Origin of the sequence: Nautilia sp. PV-1 (assembly GCF_004006315.1) — a bacterium.
GTDB classification, from domain to species: Bacteria; Campylobacterota; Campylobacteria; order Campylobacterales; family Nautiliaceae; genus Nautilia; species Nautilia profundicola_A.
Genome location: NZ_CP026530.1, coordinates 1,339,434 through 1,357,264, shown reverse-complemented (window position 1 = coordinate 1,357,264; position 17,831 = coordinate 1,339,434). Strand labels below are relative to the sequence as shown.

General features: G+C 34.8%; 19 protein-coding genes and 1 tRNA gene. 13 read left to right on the top strand and 7 right to left on the bottom strand.

Features of this window, described 5'->3' with window-relative positions:
- The first annotated feature begins 2 nt into the window (after positions 1–2).
- Both C3L23_RS07295 and C3L23_RS07290 read left to right on the top strand, forming a co-directional pair.
- Complete coding sequence (locus C3L23_RS07295) at positions 3–854, top strand: alpha/beta hydrolase (protein ID WP_210402415.1); 852 nt, start codon at positions 3–5, stop codon at positions 852–854.
- The gene (locus tag C3L23_RS07290) at positions 829–2,274 is read left to right on the top strand and encodes a TIGR03032 family protein (protein ID WP_127681309.1); all 1,446 of its coding nucleotides are present in this window, start codon (positions 829–831) and stop codon (positions 2,272–2,274) included. Before C3L23_RS07295 ends, C3L23_RS07290 begins: the two co-directional genes overlap by 26 nt.
- Here the strand turns inward: C3L23_RS07290 and prfA are convergent.
- Both prfA and rpsT read right to left on the bottom strand, forming a co-directional pair.
- Positions 2,271–3,338 (bottom strand): peptide chain release factor 1, encoded by a 1,068-nt coding sequence (gene prfA, locus C3L23_RS07285; RefSeq protein WP_127681307.1) that lies wholly within the window; start codon positions 3,336–3,338, stop codon positions 2,271–2,273. The two genes, C3L23_RS07290 and prfA, sit on opposite strands and share 4 nt — an antisense overlap.
- A gap of 96 nt (positions 3,339–3,434) precedes the next feature.
- A complete protein-coding gene (gene rpsT, locus C3L23_RS07280; RefSeq protein WP_127681305.1) occupies positions 3,435–3,707 on the bottom strand; it encodes a 30S ribosomal protein S20 in 273 nt (90 codons plus the stop codon).
- A 79-nt stretch (positions 3,708–3,786) separates the two neighbouring features.
- Between rpsT and glmM the strand changes: the two genes are divergently transcribed.
- The 3 genes from glmM to C3L23_RS07265 all read left to right on the top strand — a co-directional run bounded on the left by glmM (position 3,787) and on the right by C3L23_RS07265 (position 5,656).
- Complete coding sequence (glmM, locus tag C3L23_RS07275) at positions 3,787–5,109, top strand: phosphoglucosamine mutase (protein ID WP_127681303.1); 1,323 nt, start codon at positions 3,787–3,789, stop codon at positions 5,107–5,109.
- Between the two features lie 3 nt (positions 5,110–5,112).
- Positions 5,113–5,589: a signal peptidase II gene (gene lspA / locus C3L23_RS07270; protein ID WP_127681301.1), complete on the top strand. Its 477-nt coding sequence runs from the start codon at positions 5,113–5,115 to the stop codon at positions 5,587–5,589.
- Positions 5,580–5,656, top strand: a tRNA-Val gene (locus C3L23_RS07265). Before lspA ends, C3L23_RS07265 begins: the two co-directional genes overlap by 10 nt.
- On the opposite strand, the gene C3L23_RS07260 is transcribed toward C3L23_RS07265, so the two are convergent.
- Both C3L23_RS07260 and C3L23_RS07255 read right to left on the bottom strand, forming a co-directional pair.
- Positions 5,657–6,124 (bottom strand): hypothetical protein, encoded by a 468-nt coding sequence (locus C3L23_RS07260; protein ID WP_127681299.1) that lies wholly within the window; start codon positions 6,122–6,124, stop codon positions 5,657–5,659. It abuts the tRNA gene before it with no gap.
- 1 nt (position 6,125) lies between these two features.
- Positions 6,126–7,451 carry a CsgG/HfaB family protein gene (locus tag C3L23_RS07255; protein WP_127681297.1) on the bottom strand — a complete coding sequence of 442 codons (1,326 nt, stop codon included), beginning with the start codon at positions 7,449–7,451 and terminating at the stop codon, positions 6,126–6,128.
- A 109-nt stretch (positions 7,452–7,560) separates the two neighbouring features.
- Between C3L23_RS07255 and C3L23_RS07250 the strand changes: the two genes are divergently transcribed.
- On the top strand, positions 7,561–8,022 hold the full coding sequence (locus C3L23_RS07250) for an HAD family hydrolase (protein WP_127681295.1): 462 nt from the start codon (positions 7,561–7,563) through the stop codon (positions 8,020–8,022).
- Positions 8,023–8,131: 109 nt separating this feature from the next.
- Here the strand turns inward: C3L23_RS07250 and tilS are convergent, their stop codons facing one another.
- Positions 8,132–9,061: a tRNA lysidine(34) synthetase TilS gene (gene tilS, locus C3L23_RS07245; protein ID WP_127681293.1), complete on the bottom strand. Its 930-nt coding sequence runs from the start codon at positions 9,059–9,061 to the stop codon at positions 8,132–8,134.
- Entirely contained in the window at positions 9,042–10,340 is a 1,299-nt protein-coding gene (gene rimO, locus C3L23_RS07240) for a 30S ribosomal protein S12 methylthiotransferase RimO (RefSeq protein WP_127681291.1), read from the bottom strand. The genes tilS and rimO overlap by 20 nt, the downstream gene beginning before the upstream one ends.
- A 65-nt stretch (positions 10,341–10,405) precedes the next feature.
- On the opposite strand from rimO, the gene C3L23_RS07235 reads away from it, so the two are divergent.
- Positions 10,406–10,645 (top strand): hypothetical protein, encoded by a 240-nt coding sequence (locus C3L23_RS07235; protein ID WP_127681289.1) that lies wholly within the window; start codon positions 10,406–10,408, stop codon positions 10,643–10,645.
- A 19-nt stretch (positions 10,646–10,664) separates the two neighbouring features.
- A complete protein-coding gene (locus C3L23_RS07230; RefSeq protein ID WP_168175726.1) occupies positions 10,665–13,343 on the top strand; it encodes a hypothetical protein in 2,679 nt (892 codons plus the stop codon).
- On the opposite strand, the gene panC is transcribed toward C3L23_RS07230, so the two are convergent.
- Positions 13,344–14,162: a pantoate--beta-alanine ligase gene (panC, locus tag C3L23_RS07225; RefSeq protein ID WP_127681286.1), complete on the bottom strand. Its 819-nt coding sequence runs from the start codon at positions 14,160–14,162 to the stop codon at positions 13,344–13,346.
- A gap of 58 nt (positions 14,163–14,220) precedes the next feature.
- Between panC and prfB the strand changes: the two genes are divergently transcribed.
- From prfB to C3L23_RS07200, 5 genes are read left to right on the top strand one after another with little or no spacing between them, the layout of a single operon-like run.
- Complete coding sequence (gene prfB / locus C3L23_RS07220) at positions 14,221–15,324, top strand: peptide chain release factor 2 (protein WP_127681284.1); 1,104 nt, start codon at positions 14,221–14,223, stop codon at positions 15,322–15,324.
- Entirely contained in the window at positions 15,321–15,950 is a 630-nt protein-coding gene (locus C3L23_RS07215; RefSeq protein ID WP_127681282.1) for a type II secretion system protein, read from the top strand. Before prfB ends, C3L23_RS07215 begins: the two co-directional genes overlap by 4 nt.
- A 26-nt stretch (positions 15,951–15,976) precedes the next feature.
- Entirely contained in the window at positions 15,977–16,933 is a 957-nt protein-coding gene (locus tag C3L23_RS07210; RefSeq protein WP_127681280.1) for a type II secretion system protein, read from the top strand.
- Between the two features lies 1 nt (position 16,934).
- Positions 16,935–17,381, top strand: coding sequence for a hypothetical protein (locus tag C3L23_RS07205; RefSeq protein ID WP_127681278.1), 447 nt, complete (start codon positions 16,935–16,937; stop codon positions 17,379–17,381).
- A complete protein-coding gene (locus C3L23_RS07200) occupies positions 17,381–17,830 on the top strand; it encodes a Tfp pilus assembly protein FimT/FimU (protein WP_127681276.1) in 450 nt (149 codons plus the stop codon). The genes C3L23_RS07205 and C3L23_RS07200 overlap by 1 nt, the downstream gene beginning before the upstream one ends.
- Position 17,831: the final 1 nt, after the last annotated feature.

Here is a 17,831-nt window from a genome sequence, read left to right as displayed (position 1 = left end):
GAATGCGGAAAAATATATTATCAAGTATATTTTTTGCGCTTTTTTTAATAGGATGCGGTTACAATATTCCCAGTGTTGAACAAAGGAAAGAAACCCTTAACAGGCTTTCCTCTTCACAGCACCTTACAAAAAAGGTTTATTCAACAGGTATATTTAAAATTTTTACAGTAAGCAGTGATCTTAGCGCATGCGCAGGTAAAAAAGCGGATGTGTATATTGAAGGAGATGGTCTTTCTTGGATTACTTCAGATACCGTCTCACCGAACCCCACACCCATAAATCCTACCGCGTTTAAACTTTTTTTGCAGGATTACCACAAATGTAAAATTTACATGGCCCGTCCGTGTCAGTATACAGATGATCCGAAATGCAGTGTGAAATACTGGACTGGTTACAGGTTTTCACCTGAGGTTATTGCAAGTTTCAACAGGGCTCTTGAGAGTATAAAATCCAAATATAAACTTCATGGATACCGTTTGTTCGGATATTCAGGAGGAGGCGCGGTTGCGGCTTTACTTGCGGTAAAAAGAAAGGATATTTCACTGCTTGTAACCGTTTGTGGTAATTTGGATATTAAAAAATGGGCTGAAAACGAGTATATCACACCGTTAAGGGGGTCCTTGAATCCGGCTGATTTTTCTGATAAGCTTCAATATGTAAAACAGTTTCATTTAATCGGCGGAGACGACAGGATTATTCAAAAAAGTGTATTTGAATCATATCTCAGCAGGTTTAAAAATAAAAAAAACATTAAATATGAAATATTTAAAGATTTTAATCATCACTGCTGTTGGGTAAAACAGTGGAAAAAAATTTTAAAGGATATAGATGAACGAGAGAAAAATCAGTTTTAATTATTCAGTTAATTTAATAGATATATTAAAACAGTTAAAAAGAACTATTGTAATTAGTACTTATCAGACCGGTAAAATCATTATGATCTCCGAAAAAGACGGGGATCTTGAGATTAAATACATAAATCTGCCGCGTCCGATGGGTATGTATGGCAACGGTGTAAAACTATGGGCGGGCCTTGGTCATTCGATATGGGAATTTCATAATTTCGACAAAATAAAAAAATATTCAAAAAATGATGCATGTTATCTGCCTCTTAACATACATTATACAGGCGATATAGACATACATGAAATGGAAGCGTATGAAAACAAACTTTATTTTATAAATACAAAATTTTCATGTCTGTGCGAATATGATCCCACCTGCAGTTTCAAACCGATCTGGAAACCTAAATTTATCACCGATTTACAGCCTACCGATAAATGCCATTTAAACGGGCTGTGTATAAAAGACGGAGAACCGAGATATGTAACTACATTAGGTTCAAGTGACGAACCTTTGGGATGGAGGAAAAATAAAGCGAAGGGCGGTTTGTTAATTGATATCAAAACCGATAAAGTTTTGGCAAAAGGTCTTTCCATGCCTCATTCTCCGAGATGGCATCAGGAAAAACTTTGGTTTTTGGAATCAGGAAAAGGGACACTTTCATATATTAACCTTAAAAGTAAAAGAATAACAAAGGTAATTGAAGTGCCTGGTTTTACAAGAGGACTGCATTTTCTGGGTAATTTAGCTTTTATCGGTGTTTCAAAAGTAAGAGAAAGCGCCACTTTCAGCGGCCTGCCGATAACAAAACTGCCAAAAAGGGTCTGTGGTGTATGGCTTGTAGATACTGCGAGCAAAAAAATTATTTCGTTTTTTGAATTTACAGAAGGTGTGGATGAGATTTTTTCGGTTTCCGTGCTGCCGCATGCACATGTTGATATATATGATGCGAACAACGAATATTCACATGTGAATTATCTTATTAATCCGGAATATGCGGACATGGTAAAAATGCCCCAGACTGAAATAGAACTTGCAGCTCCTCATTTTGACAAGGGTAACGAATTGTATAACATGAATAAAAAAGAAGAGGCTATTGAAGAATTTAAAAAAGCTCTGAAAATACAGCCTGATTTCCTTCCAGCAACTTTTAATATAGCTATATCGCTCGGTGATTTGGGCAGATTTGAAGAAGCTGAAAAAATACTTATGGATGTGATTGAAAAAGACGCTTCAATAGCGGAAGCATACAATTCGCTCGGTTATGTGTATTATAAAATGGGTGATTACAAAAGGGCTAAAGAAAATTTTGAAAAAGCACTGGAATTAAATCCTAAATACGAACAGCCTAAAAACGCACTGATTGTTTTAGAAAAAGAATTAAAAGAAAAACAGGAAGAAAAAGAAAGCAATAAAGACACTAAAAATTAAAGGCCTGCCTCTTTCAGTGCCTCGGCCTGATAATATGCAATAAGAGGATCTATAATTTCATCAAAAAGCCCTTCGCTCATAATTTGTTCGAGTCTGTACAGTGTCAGGCCGATTCTGTGGTCCGTTATTCTGTTTTGAGGGTAGTTGTATGTTCTGATCCTTTCACTCCTGTCACCGCTTCCCACCTGGCTTTTACGTGCTTCCCCTATTGCCGCAAGTCTTTCGTTTTCAAGTTTTTCAAAAACTCTGGCTTTTAATATTTGCATTGCTTTTTCTTTGTTTCTCTGCTGACTTCTTTCATCCTGCATTGATACAGTGATACCTGTCGGTATATGAGTCATTCTTACCGCACTTTCCGTTTTGTTTACGTGCTGTCCTCCGGCTCCTCCGGCACGCATTACTTCTATTTTAATATCTTTAGGGTCCAGTTCTATATCAACATCGTCAACTTCTGGCATTACTGCCACCGTAACGGCAGAAGTGTGTATTCTGCCCTGTGATTCTGTTGCAGGAATTCTTTGAACCCTGTGTGTGCCGCCTTCGTATTTAAGTCTGGAATAAACGCTTTCACCTTTGATTAAAAGAATAATTTCTTTATATCCTCCCATATCACTTTTGCTTTCGCTGACTATTTCTACTTTCCATCCTTTATTATCGGCGTAGCGCAGATATGCTTTTACCAAATCTCCTACAAACAGTGCGGCTTCGTCACCTCCCGTTCCGGCTCTTATTTCAAGGAAAATATTTTTATCGTCGTTTGGATCTTTCGGAAGAAGCAGTATTTTTATTTCTTCTTCAAGTTTAGGAAGTTTTTCTTCTGCTTCTTTTAATTCCTCTTTTGCCAGTTCGGCCATTTCAGGATCGTCAAGCATCATTTTTGCTTCTTCTATTGTCTGGATTATACTTTCATACTCTTTAGCTTTTTCTACAATCGGTTCTAGACTTCTGGCCTCACGCGAAAGTTTTGTCATTCTTTTAATATCCTGTGTAATTTCCGGAGAACTTAACATTTGATTTATATCGTTATATTTGTTTACGAACGGTTTTAATTTATCAAGCAGCATTTTAATCCTTTAAAGATTATATAATTTTTTGGAATTATAACATTTACAGTTCCAAATTATTAAAAAGTGGGGTGGAAAGAGGGGGAAATATAAAAATTATGCTGACGGTTCGATTGATTTTACTAAATTATGAAGTCTAGAAATTTTTCTTCTTGCTGTGTTTTTCTTTAAAATCCCTTTGTTGATAAAGCTTTGGAATTTTTTGTTTGCTACTTTCCATGCATTTAATGCAGCTTCGTAATTTCCTTCAGCTACCGCAGTTTCAACATTCTTAGTGATTGTTTTGATTCTTGTTCTGTAGTATCTATTTCTCTCTGTTCTTTTTCTTGTTTGTCTGATTCTTTTCTCAGCAGATTTAACGTTTGCCATTTATGTCCTTTTTTGAAGCGTATTTTATAAAAATTTGGTAAAATTTGCAAATAAATATTTCATTTTTAAAAGGAAACGGATGAAACTTTTTGGAACTGATGGTGTAAGAGGCAAGGCGGGGGAGGTGATAACTCCTTTTTTAGCAATGAAGCTTGCAATGGCTTTTGGGGAAAGTATGGAGAAGAAAACGGGGAAGATTTTAGTCGGAAAAGATACCAGAAGAAGCGGATATATGATAGAAAACGCCCTTGTAAGCGGACTTACAGCAATAGGGTATGATGTGATACAAATAGGTCCTATGCCTACACCGGCTATAGCTTTTTTAACGGAAGATATGAGATGCGACGGCGGAATAATGATAAGCGCATCGCATAATCCTTATTATGACAACGGAATAAAATTTTTTGACAGTGAAGGAAATAAACTTTCTACGGATAGTGAAGAAAAAATAGAAAAAAGGTATTTTGAAAATAATTTTGATTTAAAAACGGAAAAAGATATTGGAAAAAGTAAAAGAATTGACGACGTAATAGGAAGGTATATCGTTCATATAAAATCATCGTTTCCAAAACATGTGAATTTAAACGGAATGAGGATAGTTCTTGATACAGCAAACGGTGCGGCGTATAAAGTGGCGCCTACTATTTTTACAGAACTAGGTGCCGATGTTATCACCATTAACGATGAGCCTGACGGGTTTAACATAAATCAGAATGCGGGAGCAATGCATCCGGAATATTTGGCTAAAAAAGTGCTTGAATACAGGGCTGACATCGGGTTTGCCCTTGACGGAGATGCAGACAGGCTTGTAGTTGTGGATGAGAGAGGAGAGGTTGTAGACGGAGACAAACTTTTAGGCTCTTTGGCATATTACCTTCATAAAAGTGGCAAATTAAAAAACAACGGTGTAGCGGTAACGGTTATGAGTAACGGCGCGCTTGAAGATTTTTTAAGCGGCTACGGCATAAAGGTATACAGAAGCGCCGTAGGGGATAAATATGTCTTGGAAGTTATGAAAGAAAAAGGACTGAATTTCGGAGGAGAACAGTCAGGCCATATAATATTCAGCGATTATGCAAAAACAGGTGACGGGCTTGTGAGTGCTCTTAAGGCTGTTGCATATCTTATTGAAAGCGGTAAAAAAGCCAGTGAGGCATTTGATCTGTTTGAACTTTACCCTCAGGTACAGGATAATATTAACGTTTCTACAAAGACTCCTATTAAACAAATAGAAGGTGCTGAGGAAATCCTGAAATCGGTTGAGAGTGAAGGGTACAGACATCTAGTAAGATATTCAGGTACGGAAAATAAACTAAGACTGCTGATAGAAGGTGAAAACGAAAAAAAAGCAAAAGAACTGCTGGTTAAATTAAAAGAATTTTTTAAAAGCAGGCTTTCATAAAGAATGGGGAATGGAGAATTGAGAATTGAGAAAAAGTTAGCGGTTAAGTTTTTAAGTGCGTTTTTTTTAATATTTATTATAGACCAATTGATAAAATATGTTTTTTTACAAGGTTTTGAATTTAACAGCAGGTGCATTTCTTTAGTTCTTACGTTTAATAAAGGTGTGGCTTTTTCCATGTTTGCTTTTTTGGGCGCATATTTAAAATATATTCAGCTGATTTTAATAGGAGTGCTTATTTATGTGTTTTATAAAGAAAAGCTTATTTTCACTCATCCTGTAATAAGCGGTATACTGTTTGCAGCAGCTTTATCCAATCTTTCTGACAGATTTATAAGAGGCGGTGTTGTTGATTATGTATACTGGCACTGCGGATTTGATTTTGCAATATTTAATTTTGCTGATGTTTGTATAGATTTTTCAATAATTATGTTTGCTTATTATTACTTTTTTGGTAAAATTCCAAAGAAGGTCGCGTAGCTCAGTTGGTTAGAGTACTACCTTGACATGGTAGGGGTCACAGGTTCGAATCCTGTCGCGACCACCATTAAAGATTATTTTTAATTTTTTGAATATCTACTTTATTTAATATTTTTACTACTTCATCCGGCTTCATGTTTTCAAATGTAAAAACCAAAACAGCAGGTATTTTTTTATCTAACATTACAACAATAATACCGTTATGTTCTTTTTTTGCGTAAGTAACGGCGCATTTGAGTTTCTTACATGTAGTCGTCGATATGAATGTTTCGTCAGTATTAACTGTTAAAGGCATTGAAAACACGGATATAAACTGATAAGAAGGTCCGCCTTTTAAAATTTGTAAAGAAATATTTTTGTTATTTTTTTTATATTCTTTGTAAGCCTGTTCTCCTTTTACAGTGTCTGTTTGAATATTTACGGATTTGCATTTTTCATAAGAGGAGTAATTTCCTATATTATCGGGGAGCAAACTGCAAAGATTTCCTTCCGCAAACAAAAGAGAAAATGAAATAAACAATAAGATTTTTTTCATTTTAATCCTTTATTTTATATATATAAATATTATCGATAAAAGCATCGCAGCAATCTGCCCCGACACATATGCTGCCTGCTTGATTTAGGGTTTTGTCACGGTCATTAATATCAATACCAAGTACTCCGTCGACATATATTGAAATATGGGAATTTTTTGCGATGATTTTGATTTTATGCCATTTTGATTTTGGTATGTTGATTTTGTTTTTGGCAATTGTCATTACCGTCTGGCCTGCAATTTTGTCCAGTTTTATATTTCCGTCTTTTGAAATATGTGCTTCATAGCCGATAAAAGGTTTTTTATTAACAACCCTGAAATAAAAAGTTCCGTTTCCGTTTACATCAGCAGTTAATATAATGTTTTTGGCTCTGAAATTTTCCAAACATATTTTTCTCCATTCATGCGCTTTAAGCAGTTTGCCTATTTTCCCATTACTTTGTACACCCATTTGGATTTCAAATTTATTGCCTTTCCAGTTACCGAACGGGGTAGTCTGTCCGATTCCGTATTTTTCAAAATTTTCTTTAAATAATAATATACGTTTTTCATGATTAATACTGTTATGATTAGTATTGATTGTCGTTTGTTGGTTATTATTTAACGTATTATTAGCGTTGTATCTGTAATAGGTTTCAGGTATCAGTGTTTCTATTTTGTTTACGGCTTTTGCTATCATGACCCTTATTGCTTTTTCCATAGGCGTATTTTTATATACGCTTAATCCTCCTCCCACGATTCCTATGCCGCTTACACCTCCGCCAAGACCTCCTACTTTCCAGTCGCTTGTTTTTCCTTCTACAGTGGCTACTGCTATTATTCTTCCGGTTCTGACGTCTATAAGTCTTAGATCTGCAGCTATATATGCTTCATTTTTACCTAATTTTACTCCGCCTATAAACGGGATACCTTTAGGAATTACAAAACCTCCGGCAGCAATACCTCCGGCTTTAGGCTCAAAAGCCGTAATAGCGCCTACAATCAATATATCAGCCCCTTCCAGATTTCTTATAGGTTTATTTATATTTGTATTTAATGCATATTCTTTTTCAACAGCATTTAAGCCTTCACCTCTTTCAAGAACTATAAATTTTCCGGTTTTTACTAGTTCGGTTGTAAGCATATCCGCAATACCGCTGCCTATCTGACCGTTACATTTTGCAGCTTTGCATTTGAACGACGCTACGGCTATTCTGGCTTTTGGACCGTTGTACTCGGTTATACTGTTTACATTTTCCTTTGAAGCAGTGACATTTGCTGTCGTTTGCATACAGCCGCTTATAAAGAAAATTCCTAACAGCAGTACTAATAAGGTTTTGATTTTCATATTAATCTCCTTTTAATGTATTGTTAATTATTTTATAATGTTTGTAATATTTATGTCAAGTATATAAAAAAATCTTATTTCTTTGTATAATTATCAAAAAAGGATTTAAGTGAAACTTTTAATTCAGAATGTGGGTGAAATAGAAATTGAAAATATTGTTTTGGATTATAACGGTACGATAGCGGAAGACGGGATTGTAAAAGAAAGCGTAAAAAGATATATTAAAGAGCTTCAAAGCGAATTCGATATATATGTGATTACTTCCGACACTCACGGCAGCGCGGCCAAAAATCTTGAAGGAACAGATGTTAAGCTTAAAATATTAACAAGTTCTAATCATACAGAAGAAAAAGAAAGTTTTGTAAAAGAGCTGAAAAATGTTTTTGCTATCGGTAACGGAAGCAACGATTCTCTTATGCTTAAAGCGGCGGATATAGGCGTATGCGTAATTGAAGACGAAGGGGCAAGCGTAAAAAGTGTTTTGAATGCTGATATTGTATGTAAAAGTATTGAAAATGCATTTGAGCTTTTGATAAAACCGAAAAGAATCATTGCAACTCTCCGTGAATGAGGCGTTTGAGCTGATTGGTGTATTTGTTGTTTGTGTTGGTAGTTCATTTTATATAAACGTTATGTCATCAACTATAAACCATTAACCATCAACTATTAACTATCAACAGTCAACTGTCAAATTTATAAATATATCCTCTGACTTTTGGAGGTATTTTTTCTTTTCTCATTTTTTCTTTGAATTCTTTATCCATTGCGGTTTTTATATAAGGTGCTATATAGATATGTTTTTCATTGCTGTCTATTGCGATTTTGCCCTGTATTACACATGAAAAACCAGTTTTTATTACCTCATCCCTTTGAGCTTTGCTCATTATGACTCCCAGTTCTTTTAAAATAAGGTCTGTTTTTTTAATGTCTATTTCTGGCGATGTTTTTTGAAATCTGTAGAGTTTTTCTTTTTTTTTCCAGTTTTTCTGAAAGAGCAGGTTTAAATCATTTTCAAGATATTCAAAACTTTTTTTTACTCCTTCGGCATACAGATCGATGAATTTATTCGCAAATTCGTCTCTTATAAAATTTCTTTTATATTTTTTGTCAAAATTACTGCGGTCTATAAAATATTTAATTCCCTTTTCATTTAAAAAAGCTACAATTTCTTTACGAGATACATTATAAAAAGGTCTGTATATTTTATAACCCTCTCTCTCCTCCCATTCACCCATTGCTATTATTTCTTTAAGACCTGCGCCTTTTCCAAGCTGCATCAAAAGCCATTCGAATCTGTCGTTTAACTGATGGGCTGTAATGAGTGTATCATAGCCGTGATTTTTTATAATTTCTTCAAAAAATCTGTATCTGCATTCCCTTGCCGATTTTTCAGAAAATTTTTCTAAATAACAGTCTTTAATATAAATTTTTTTATTATATTTGCGTGCAAGCTCTTTGGCATATTCGACTTCTTCATTACTGGTTTCTCTGGTATGGTAATTGACAATGGCCATATCAAAAGATATATTATTTTCCATAAGCCGGAAAAAAAGGGCAGTTGAATCCACTCCCGCTGAAAATGCAAGTAGGTTATTTGATGATTTTTCCAATTAACTGTTCTCCTGCCTGATTTTCTATTTTTACGTTATATAAACCGCCTATTTCAAGATTTTCTATTTCGCTGTCATTAATTAAAATATCTCCGTCTATTTCTGGAGCCCAGAGTTTAGGGCGGACGCTGTAAAACAGTTCGTCTTCCGTCAGTCCGTCAAGATAACATCTGCAGGTTTTGTTCAGATATTTTTTAAGGGCGTTTTTAGTTGTCTGTTTTACTATTTTTCCCATTTCTTTCGCTCTTTTATCAATTGTATTTTGAGGAAGTTTGTCTTTTCTTTTGAAAGCTGCGGTATCTTCTTCGTCGGAATATGCAAATACGTTTACCCTGTCGAATTCAAACTCTTTTATGAAATTTTTAAGCTCTTCAAAGTCTTCTTCGCTTTCTCCAGGATGACCTACTATTACGGATGTCCTTATGAAACTGAACTCTTTTTTCATTTCATACAGAAGTGATTTAAGTTTTTCAACGCTTCCGGGTCTTTTCATTATTTTCAGCATTTTTTCGTTTATATGCTGTATAGGCATATCGAAATAGTTTTCTACAACTTCGGAAGCGAATATTCTTCTTATCAGTTTTTTGGTTGTTGTCGCCGGATATAGATATAAGATTCTAACGGTAATATCTTCGATTTTATCAATTTCGTCAATTAATCGTTCAAGCCCGTCTTTAATGCCTTTATCCCTTAAATATGAGCTGGAATCCTGAGAAGCAAGTGAGAAATCTTTAAAACCTTTATCTTTTAATCTTTTAATTTCACCGATGATTTCGGGAATTTCTCTTGAATTTAGTCTGCCTTTGAAATTCGGAATGGCGCAAAATGCGCATTTTTGGTTGCAGCCTTCAGAGAGTTTGATGTATGCGTGGTAGCTGCTGCCCGTTATTATTCTTTCGTCGTTGTGAATCAAATAAACTTTTGGGGAAAATTCGGATTTTTTTTCTTTTACAAGTTTGTCTATTTTATCAAAATCTCCGACTCCCGTCCATATGTCTACTTCCGGAATCTCTTTTGGAAGGATGTCTTTATATCTTTCACTAAGACATCCCGTAACAGCAAGAACCGCATTGTCTTTTTTAGCATCAGCCAGTTCAAGTATTGTCTGAATCGATTCCTCTTTTGCAGGATTAATAAATCCGCAGGTGTTTACTATAAGCAGATCCGCTTCGTCAGGATTGTCGGTAAGAGTGTATCCGTCTTTGAGACGGCCAAGCATTACTTCGCTGTCTATAAGGTTTTTAACACATCCTAACGATGCTAAATAAAGTTTTTTCAAGAAAATCCTTTTTTTAAAATTTTATCAAAAGTGTTATAATTATGTAAAATGTGAAAAGGCTGCTGATGGAAAAAATCGGGTTAATTGTAGGGCTTGTTTTGACGATTATAGGAATAGTTAAGATAGATATGTTTTTAATTCCTACTTTAAATTATTTTGGGAAATATGTTTTTTTTGCGGCTTTTAATATTTTTGTTTTTTGGGTGGAATGGGTCTTTTATAAGAAATTCGGAGGTTTGATGAAAATAATTATGCCTGCAGTTTTTGGATTAATAATACTGCTGATCGGAGTTAAATTTGCGTAAGATAATTGTTTTATTTTTTTTGTTAATTGGTATTGTAAGAGCAGATATTTATTTAAACGGTTATTTACATATAGGGGATAACGATGATTTTAGTGGATATATTCCTAAAGAACCAATAACTTTTGATGGAGAGCATACTTATAATTATTATCTAAACAATCCTACAAACTTTTACATATCAAAAGATATAACTATTACCGGTGTAGAATTGGTAAATGCAATAGGTATTGAATCTGATGACAGAATAAAGGTATATATTGATGGAAAGAGAGTAGGAAGAGGTACAAAGGGAAGTAATATTATTTACTTTAATTTAACATTAAAAGCAGGTTTTCATACAATTGCGGTAAAAGGTGTCTGTTATGCAGATGGTAAAAAAGAAAATTGTAATAAAAGTGATGTAGATGATATTGATGATTTTTATTTTGAAGGTTATAAATTATTAACCTCCGATAATGATGAAAATATTAAAAATTTTGTTCAAAGACATCATATAGGTGATGATGAAGATAATAATAATGACTGGTATGATGATTTAAGTGATGATTGGAATAAGCCGTTTTGGTATCCAGATGATAACGAGGGTACAGAAATTACATATGACTTTAATGTAAGCTGCAGTGTAAGTTCTGTGGATTTTTATTTATATAGAGTAAGAGATATTGATTATAAGAATAAAAATCAAATACAGTTTTATGTAAATGGTAATTTTGCAGGATATGCATATATAAATACAAATGATGACGGTGTTTACGATCTGCATTATGTTTATCAAAATTTGATTAAAGGTCCTTTTAACGGAAAAGTTAAAATAATTTCCAATAGCAACTGGTGGGGTGATTACGATGACTTTTCTTGGGATGAGTTTATAGTTGTTCCTCATTGTGTAAATAATCCTCAACAGACAAACACTACATTCAATGCAGTGGATTATATATCGGATATTACACAGTGTAATGCAGTAAACGACTGGGATGATAATATTACTACAAAACTTGCCGATAAAGAATTTAATTTGACGCTTCTTGCAAAAGATCCTGATACCGATACTCCTTTGGAAGCTAATATTACGAAAGTCACATTGTATTATTACGATTCTTCAAGTAACGGTCAGTGCAGCGGTAATTTGATCGGAAGCAAAGTTATATGTAATAACTGCGGACAGACAAACGCTAACGGATGTATGACACTTGATGAAAACACTCTTAATGTCGACAGAGCCGTAAAATGTGTTGAGGTAAATATTCAGGGGAGGGCTTTAAGCAATACTTCTACCGATGTAAACGAATCAAATTCAACCGATAATTTTGCCGTCAGGCCTTATAAGTTTATAATTACTAATATTCCTAATGCGGTGAAGGCCGGGAATGATTTTAATATTACGATAAAAGCCGTCGATGAAAACGGAAATCCAGTTAAAGATTATAACGAGACGGTATATGTTAACGGACAAAGTGTGGATTTAGAGTATAACGAAACAAAAAGCGGATGTAAAACCGGAATTTTAAATAAAGTTTCAGGAGGGAATTTCGTTAACGGTGAAGCCAATTTAACGCTTAATTACAATGAAGTAGGAGATTTGAATTTAACGGTAAAAGAAGTAAACAGTAGTGAATATGCTTTAGTAGACAGTGACGATACAAATGATACTCAGAGGTTTATACAAAGTGTTTCGGATGTGCTGGATTTTAGTGTGGATCATTTTAAACTCAGTGCGCTTTTTGAAAATTATGATAAAGACGGCAATTTTACCTATTATGACAGAGATTTGAATATCGCTTCTAAACTGGAGCTGAATATTACGGCAGTTGATAAAAACGGAAATGTGCTAAGCAATTACAATAAAGACTGTTATGCTAAAAACATTACCGTGGATATAGCACATAACAATGTCGAAGTTAATGTGTCTCAGATACTGTATAAATATATAGATACCAACGGCACGGAATATGACGGCAACGTTTCAAAAGATGAAAATGTTACGTTTGTATATAATAAAAATAATTTTACTACCGATAATAACGGATCAACCAGCGTAAATGTATATTTCAATTTTGACAGAAACTCATCGGTTGTTTTAAATCCTTTTGAATTTAATATTACAGACATTGACGTTAACGATACCGATGCAAACGGAACATTGAATTTAAATGAAACCGCCAGATATTATTACGGCAATCTGCTTTTAAGCGATGTTCTGGCTGTGGAAAACGATTTTAACAAAACGTATCCTTTTATCGTATATGACGGAAACGGAGTTCTTAATCCCGGCACAAAAGAGCTTGTTTACAACTGGTATTTAAATGATAAACATTCCGTAATAGACGGCAATGTTACAGATTCGGAAATTGTCGTTTCAAAAGATTTTAACGCATCAAATACCTTAAACGGCGTAACGGTCAGTGTTGTTTCCATAAACGGCGGGAAAATTACGTTTAAAATAGACAGAACAAACAGCAATATCAATTATGCGGTTATTCATCTGTTAAGCCCGAATCTCAAGTGGCTCTGGTATTCCAAATTTTATGAAAAATATGATATTTCAAATAATTCCAGCTGTTTAAACCATTTCTGTTTTGCCGTTTCATGGCAGAATACAAATAATGAAGGAGAAGTCGGAAGCGGAGAATTTAACGGTACTGAAGCCAATGTAACGGATACCAATTCAACCAAAAGAGGAGTGAAGATATTTAGATAATTATATCCATATATTATCGATAAGCCTTGTGTTTCCGACTTTTGCCGCAATTAAAATAATAGTATCTCCCGGTTTTATTTTATTAATATAATTGAAATCCCTGTCGACAAATGCGATATACTGAAGTTCGTCCACATCTAGAATATCAAGCATTTCTTTTTTGATTTCTTCAATGTTTTTTGTCTTTGACGAAAGTTTGGCGGCTCTTTTAAGTGCTTTGCTGATGCTAAGCGCCCTTTTTCTCTCTTCATCGCTTAAATAAACGTTTCTGCTTGAAAGCGCCAGTCCGTCTTTTTCCCTTTTGGTTTCGCATTCAACTATTTCTATATCAAAGAAAAAATTTTTAACCATCTGTTTTATCAGATACAGCTGCTGGGCGTCTTTTTTGCCGAAATAAGCTTTTGCAGGTTTTATAATATTGAAAAGTTTGTTTACAACCTGCAAAACTCCGTCAAAATGTCCCGGACGGTTAAAACCTTCGAGTATATAACCTTTGATTTTAGGGGCTTTTATTAAAACTTCATCTTTAGTATACATGTTTTCGGCTGTAGGCGTGAAAACTGCGTCGACTCCCGCGCGTTTGCATATTTCAAAATCCGCTTCCAGGCGTCTTGGATATTTGTCCAAGTCTTCTCCGGGTAAAAACTGGGTGGGGTTTACGAAAATGGAAACTACTACAAAATCGTTTTCACTTATTGCTTTTTCTATTAAACTTAAATGTCCTTCGTGAAGCGCTCCCATCGTAGGAACGAATCCGATACTTCCGTTTAGGGCTTTTCTGAATTCGATGGCTTCTTTTGGGGAATTTAAAATTTTCATAAGCCGCCTTTTTTGGTAGAATTATATATAAATTTTAATACGTTATAAAAGGACGGCAATGGATGCTTATGAATACAGCGAGTTAATAAAAGAGCTGGAGAATAAAATTGAGAATATAGAATCTATTTTAAAACCCGATAATTTAAATAAAAGGTTAAAAGAAATTCAGGAAATGGAAAACGATCCCGATTTTTGGAACGACCCTAAAACAAGCGCAAAAGTGCAAAAAGAAAAAAATGCGATAATGAGAAAACTTGAAAAATACGAAAAAGCCAAAAGAGCCCTTCAGGATAATAAAGACATGTTCGAGCTTGCAAGCATGGAAGAAGATGAAGAAACCCTTAACGAAGTATTTGAAGACGTAAAAGAGCTGAAAAAAGCCATAAGGGATTTGGAAATTGAAGTGATGTTAAGTGATGAAAACGATTCTAAAAACGCAATTATTTCAATACATCCGGGAGCCGGGGGGACAGAATCCCACGACTGGGCTTCGATTCTTTACAGAATGTATCTGAGATATGCCGAAAGAAGAGGATGGAAAGTTGACGTTCTTGATTATCAGGCCGGAGACGAGGCCGGAATAAAAGATGTGAGTTTTCTTGTAAAAGGGGAAAACGCTTACGGATATCTGAAAGCTGAGAACGGTATTCACAGACTTGTGAGGGTGTCTCCTTTTGACAGCGGCGGAAGAAGACATACTTCATTTGCGTCTGTTCAGGTTTCTCCGGAAATTGACGATGATATTGAAATAGAAATTGATCCTAAAGATATAAGAATAGACGTTTTCCGCGCAAGCGGAGCCGGAGGCCAGCACGTAAACAAAACCGAAAGTGCCGTAAGGATTACGCATATTCCTACAGGTATAGTTGTAGGATGTCAGACTGACAGAAGCCAGCATAAAAATAAAGAGATGGCTTTTAAAATGCTTAAATCAAAGCTGTACGAACTTGAACTTGAAAAAAGAAAAGCCGAAGAGGAAGGCAAACCTAAAGACGAGATGGGATGGGGACATCAGATAAGAAGTTACGTTCTATTCCCTTATCAGCAGGTTAAAGACAACAGAAGCAATAAAGCTTATTCAAGGGTAGACGACATACTTGACGGCGATTTGGACGAAGTAATTGAGGATGTTTTAATTTCTGAAAAGGAAAAAGAGGATTGAGGAAATCTTTAACTTTAATTGAGCTTATATTTACGATTGTAATAATTGCCGCTGTTTTTACGGTGATTCCTAAAATAATATATATAAGCAATAAATCTTTGGAATTTTCTAAAAAAGAGGACGCGATATTTAATATGATGTCTAAAATAATGGATATTTCGTTAAAGGAATATGACGAGCAAAACACAAATTACGACGATATACTTCTTGTAAACGACCCGCCTAAAAACGTTTTGGACTGTAATGCAAGCAGCGGATACAGATTAGGAGGGTTCGCGGGAAGCAGAAACTGTAAAGACGGAATTTTCGAGAGCAGTATAGGCAAGGACGCAAACGAACCTCCTTATGACGACGTAGACGATTACAACGGAATAGAAGAGAATACCACAAAAGACGGAAGAGTGGTATATACGCTAAAAATTACTGCAGGCTATACGGATGAATGGAATAAAAGCGATTATTCAAACGGCAGTCTGTCTTTTCACTTTACCAAAACCAGCGACAACACCAAAACAAATATCAAAAGAATAAATGTAACCGTTTCTTTTAATAATCAGACAATATCTTCAGTCAGTTATTACAGCGCCAATATCGGGCATATTAAAATAAACAGCGTACAGTGGTGAATAAATTGAGAATGGAGAATTGAGAATTGAGAATTAAAAAGAGTTTTACTTTAATAGAAGCGATTTTTGTAATTGTAATACTGGCTTTTATTTTAATAGGCGGTTTTCAGATTATCAGCAAGCTGTATGTAAGAAACTACATCGCAAAACAGACTTCTAAATTTGAATTTGTTTCCCAGCAGGTTTTAGACCAGGTGGCGTCTCTCATATATTACAGGGTTCCTTTAAGTGTAATAGGCTATAATCAGTCTACCGGGAATTTTAAATACATCGGAAATATAACTGACACTGACGATTTTCCTGTTTTGGAATGGATAGGTTATCTGAATGATGCGATGGTGGATGCGAATCTCAGCGGATTTGCGGATCTTTATGCAAGTAAAAAGCCTGTTTTAAAAGCCGTTGATTTCAACAGCAGTTTTATAAATACAATACTGCAGAATAAATACAGTACTGCAAAAACGCTTAAGGATTTGACGTCAGTGATATTTGCCGGAAGTTTTGACAGGGGAAGCGAAGCCGCTTTGTATAAATATAAAAACGCTTTCGGCTGGCACGGAAACAGAGCCGATTATGTTTTTCGTATAAGCAGTTATACCCAAAACGGCAGCGACTGTGATCTTAATCTCACAAGGTATGACGGAAGTGATGTGTCCGGAATTAAAATATATGAAAAGTTTTATCTGGCAGACAGCGCCTATGCCATAGCTTTAAAAAAAGATTTAAATATCTCAAAATGGAACTGCGGCGTAAGTTTTGACAAGTTTAAAAACGACGATCTGCTTTTGTTTTATAATTACAGACCGTGGCTGGGTGAGACATTTTGCGGTGACGGCGGAGACGGAAACGTTACTTTGCTGGCTTCAAATGTAAAATCATTCAGGGTGAAAAAAATCAATTATCATCTTATGCTTAAACTGGAGCTTTTTAAAAGCAGAGCCGATATAAATATATCGGTATCAAAACAGAAGGTGGCTTTTTAAAATGCAGAGAAAAGGTTTCGGGGTAATAAGCGCTTTGATTATAATGCTGCTTGTTGCGACATTAATGGTTATCGTAGTAAAATTTTCATTTGTTACGGTTAAACATACCGGAGATTCTTATCTTCAGCAAAGGGCTCAGCTTTTTATGCAAAGCGCTATAGAAAATTCTATTCAGGCTATAGAAGGATATGACAGAAAAGCGAATAACGGATGTTTGGAACATATGACTTTTGAAGACGAAGATAAAAGATTTACAGCTAATGTAGATGTTTTAAGGTATTACTGTTATGATTTAAACGACTGTCCGTGTGGAAATGCCGTAAAAATATCCACACCGGAATCGCACGGATATGTGTTGTTAAAAGTAACAGTTGAGAGTAATACAAGCAATCCTAAAAACAACGATAAAAAAATAAAATTAGAAAAAATCACACTGCAAAGGCCGTAATGAAAGCGTTTAGTTTAATAGAACTGATTTTTGTAATTGTTATTATGGGTATTCTTACTTTTGTGGGAATGCAGTTTATACCGGATGAAACACTTACGGTGGATACACAAATGCTTAAAGAAAAAATACTGCAGACAAAATCAAATGCGTTAGGTTACAAAACAACAGGAACAGATGATTATGTGTGTATTACTTTTAATAAAGACTGGTTAAACAGCGAGGATAAAAATTCAAGCGAAAAAGTTCATTATACGTTTAAATCTGATATAAGTGTATTGCAGGGTTTAAACGGGAACACTCTTTGCTTTGACTATTTAGGAAGACCTTTTGACGGGGAAATAGATACTGATTTGACAAAAATGGTACATACTAATATAATTATTTCGCTAAAATACAGGAATAAAGAACAGAATATAACGATATATCCGATAACCGGAGCTATAAGGTGAT

What these genes read in the sequence shown, in the direction of transcription:
- C3L23_RS07295 (WP_210402415.1), top strand. Translation starts at nt 3, where the DNA reads ATGCGGAAAAATATATTATCAAGTATATTTTTTGCGCTTTTTTTAATA.
- C3L23_RS07290 (WP_127681309.1), top strand. Translation starts at nt 829, where the DNA reads ATGAACGAGAGAAAAATCAGTTTTAATTATTCAGTTAATTTAATAGAT.
- prfA (WP_127681307.1), bottom strand. Translation starts at nt 3,338, where the DNA reads ATGCTGCTTGATAAATTAAAACCGTTCGTAAACAAATATAACGATATA.
- rpsT (WP_127681305.1), bottom strand. Translation starts at nt 3,707, where the DNA reads ATGGCAAACGTTAAATCTGCTGAGAAAAGAATCAGACAAACAAGAAAA.
- glmM (WP_127681303.1), top strand. Translation starts at nt 3,787, where the DNA reads ATGAAACTTTTTGGAACTGATGGTGTAAGAGGCAAGGCGGGGGAGGTG.
- lspA (WP_127681301.1), top strand. Translation starts at nt 5,113, where the DNA reads ATGGGGAATGGAGAATTGAGAATTGAGAAAAAGTTAGCGGTTAAGTTT.
- C3L23_RS07260 (WP_127681299.1), bottom strand. Translation starts at nt 6,124, where the DNA reads ATGAAAAAAATCTTATTGTTTATTTCATTTTCTCTTTTGTTTGCGGAA.
- C3L23_RS07255 (WP_127681297.1), bottom strand. Translation starts at nt 7,451, where the DNA reads ATGAAAATCAAAACCTTATTAGTACTGCTGTTAGGAATTTTCTTTATA.
- C3L23_RS07235 (WP_127681289.1), top strand. Translation starts at nt 10,406, where the DNA reads ATGGAAAAAATCGGGTTAATTGTAGGGCTTGTTTTGACGATTATAGGA.
- panC (WP_127681286.1), bottom strand. Translation starts at nt 14,162, where the DNA reads ATGAAAATTTTAAATTCCCCAAAAGAAGCCATCGAATTCAGAAAAGCC.
- prfB (WP_127681284.1), top strand. Translation starts at nt 14,221, where the DNA reads ATGGATGCTTATGAATACAGCGAGTTAATAAAAGAGCTGGAGAATAAA.
- C3L23_RS07205 (WP_127681278.1), top strand. Translation starts at nt 16,935, where the DNA reads ATGCAGAGAAAAGGTTTCGGGGTAATAAGCGCTTTGATTATAATGCTG.
- C3L23_RS07200 (WP_127681276.1), top strand. Translation starts at nt 17,381, where the DNA reads ATGAAAGCGTTTAGTTTAATAGAACTGATTTTTGTAATTGTTATTATG.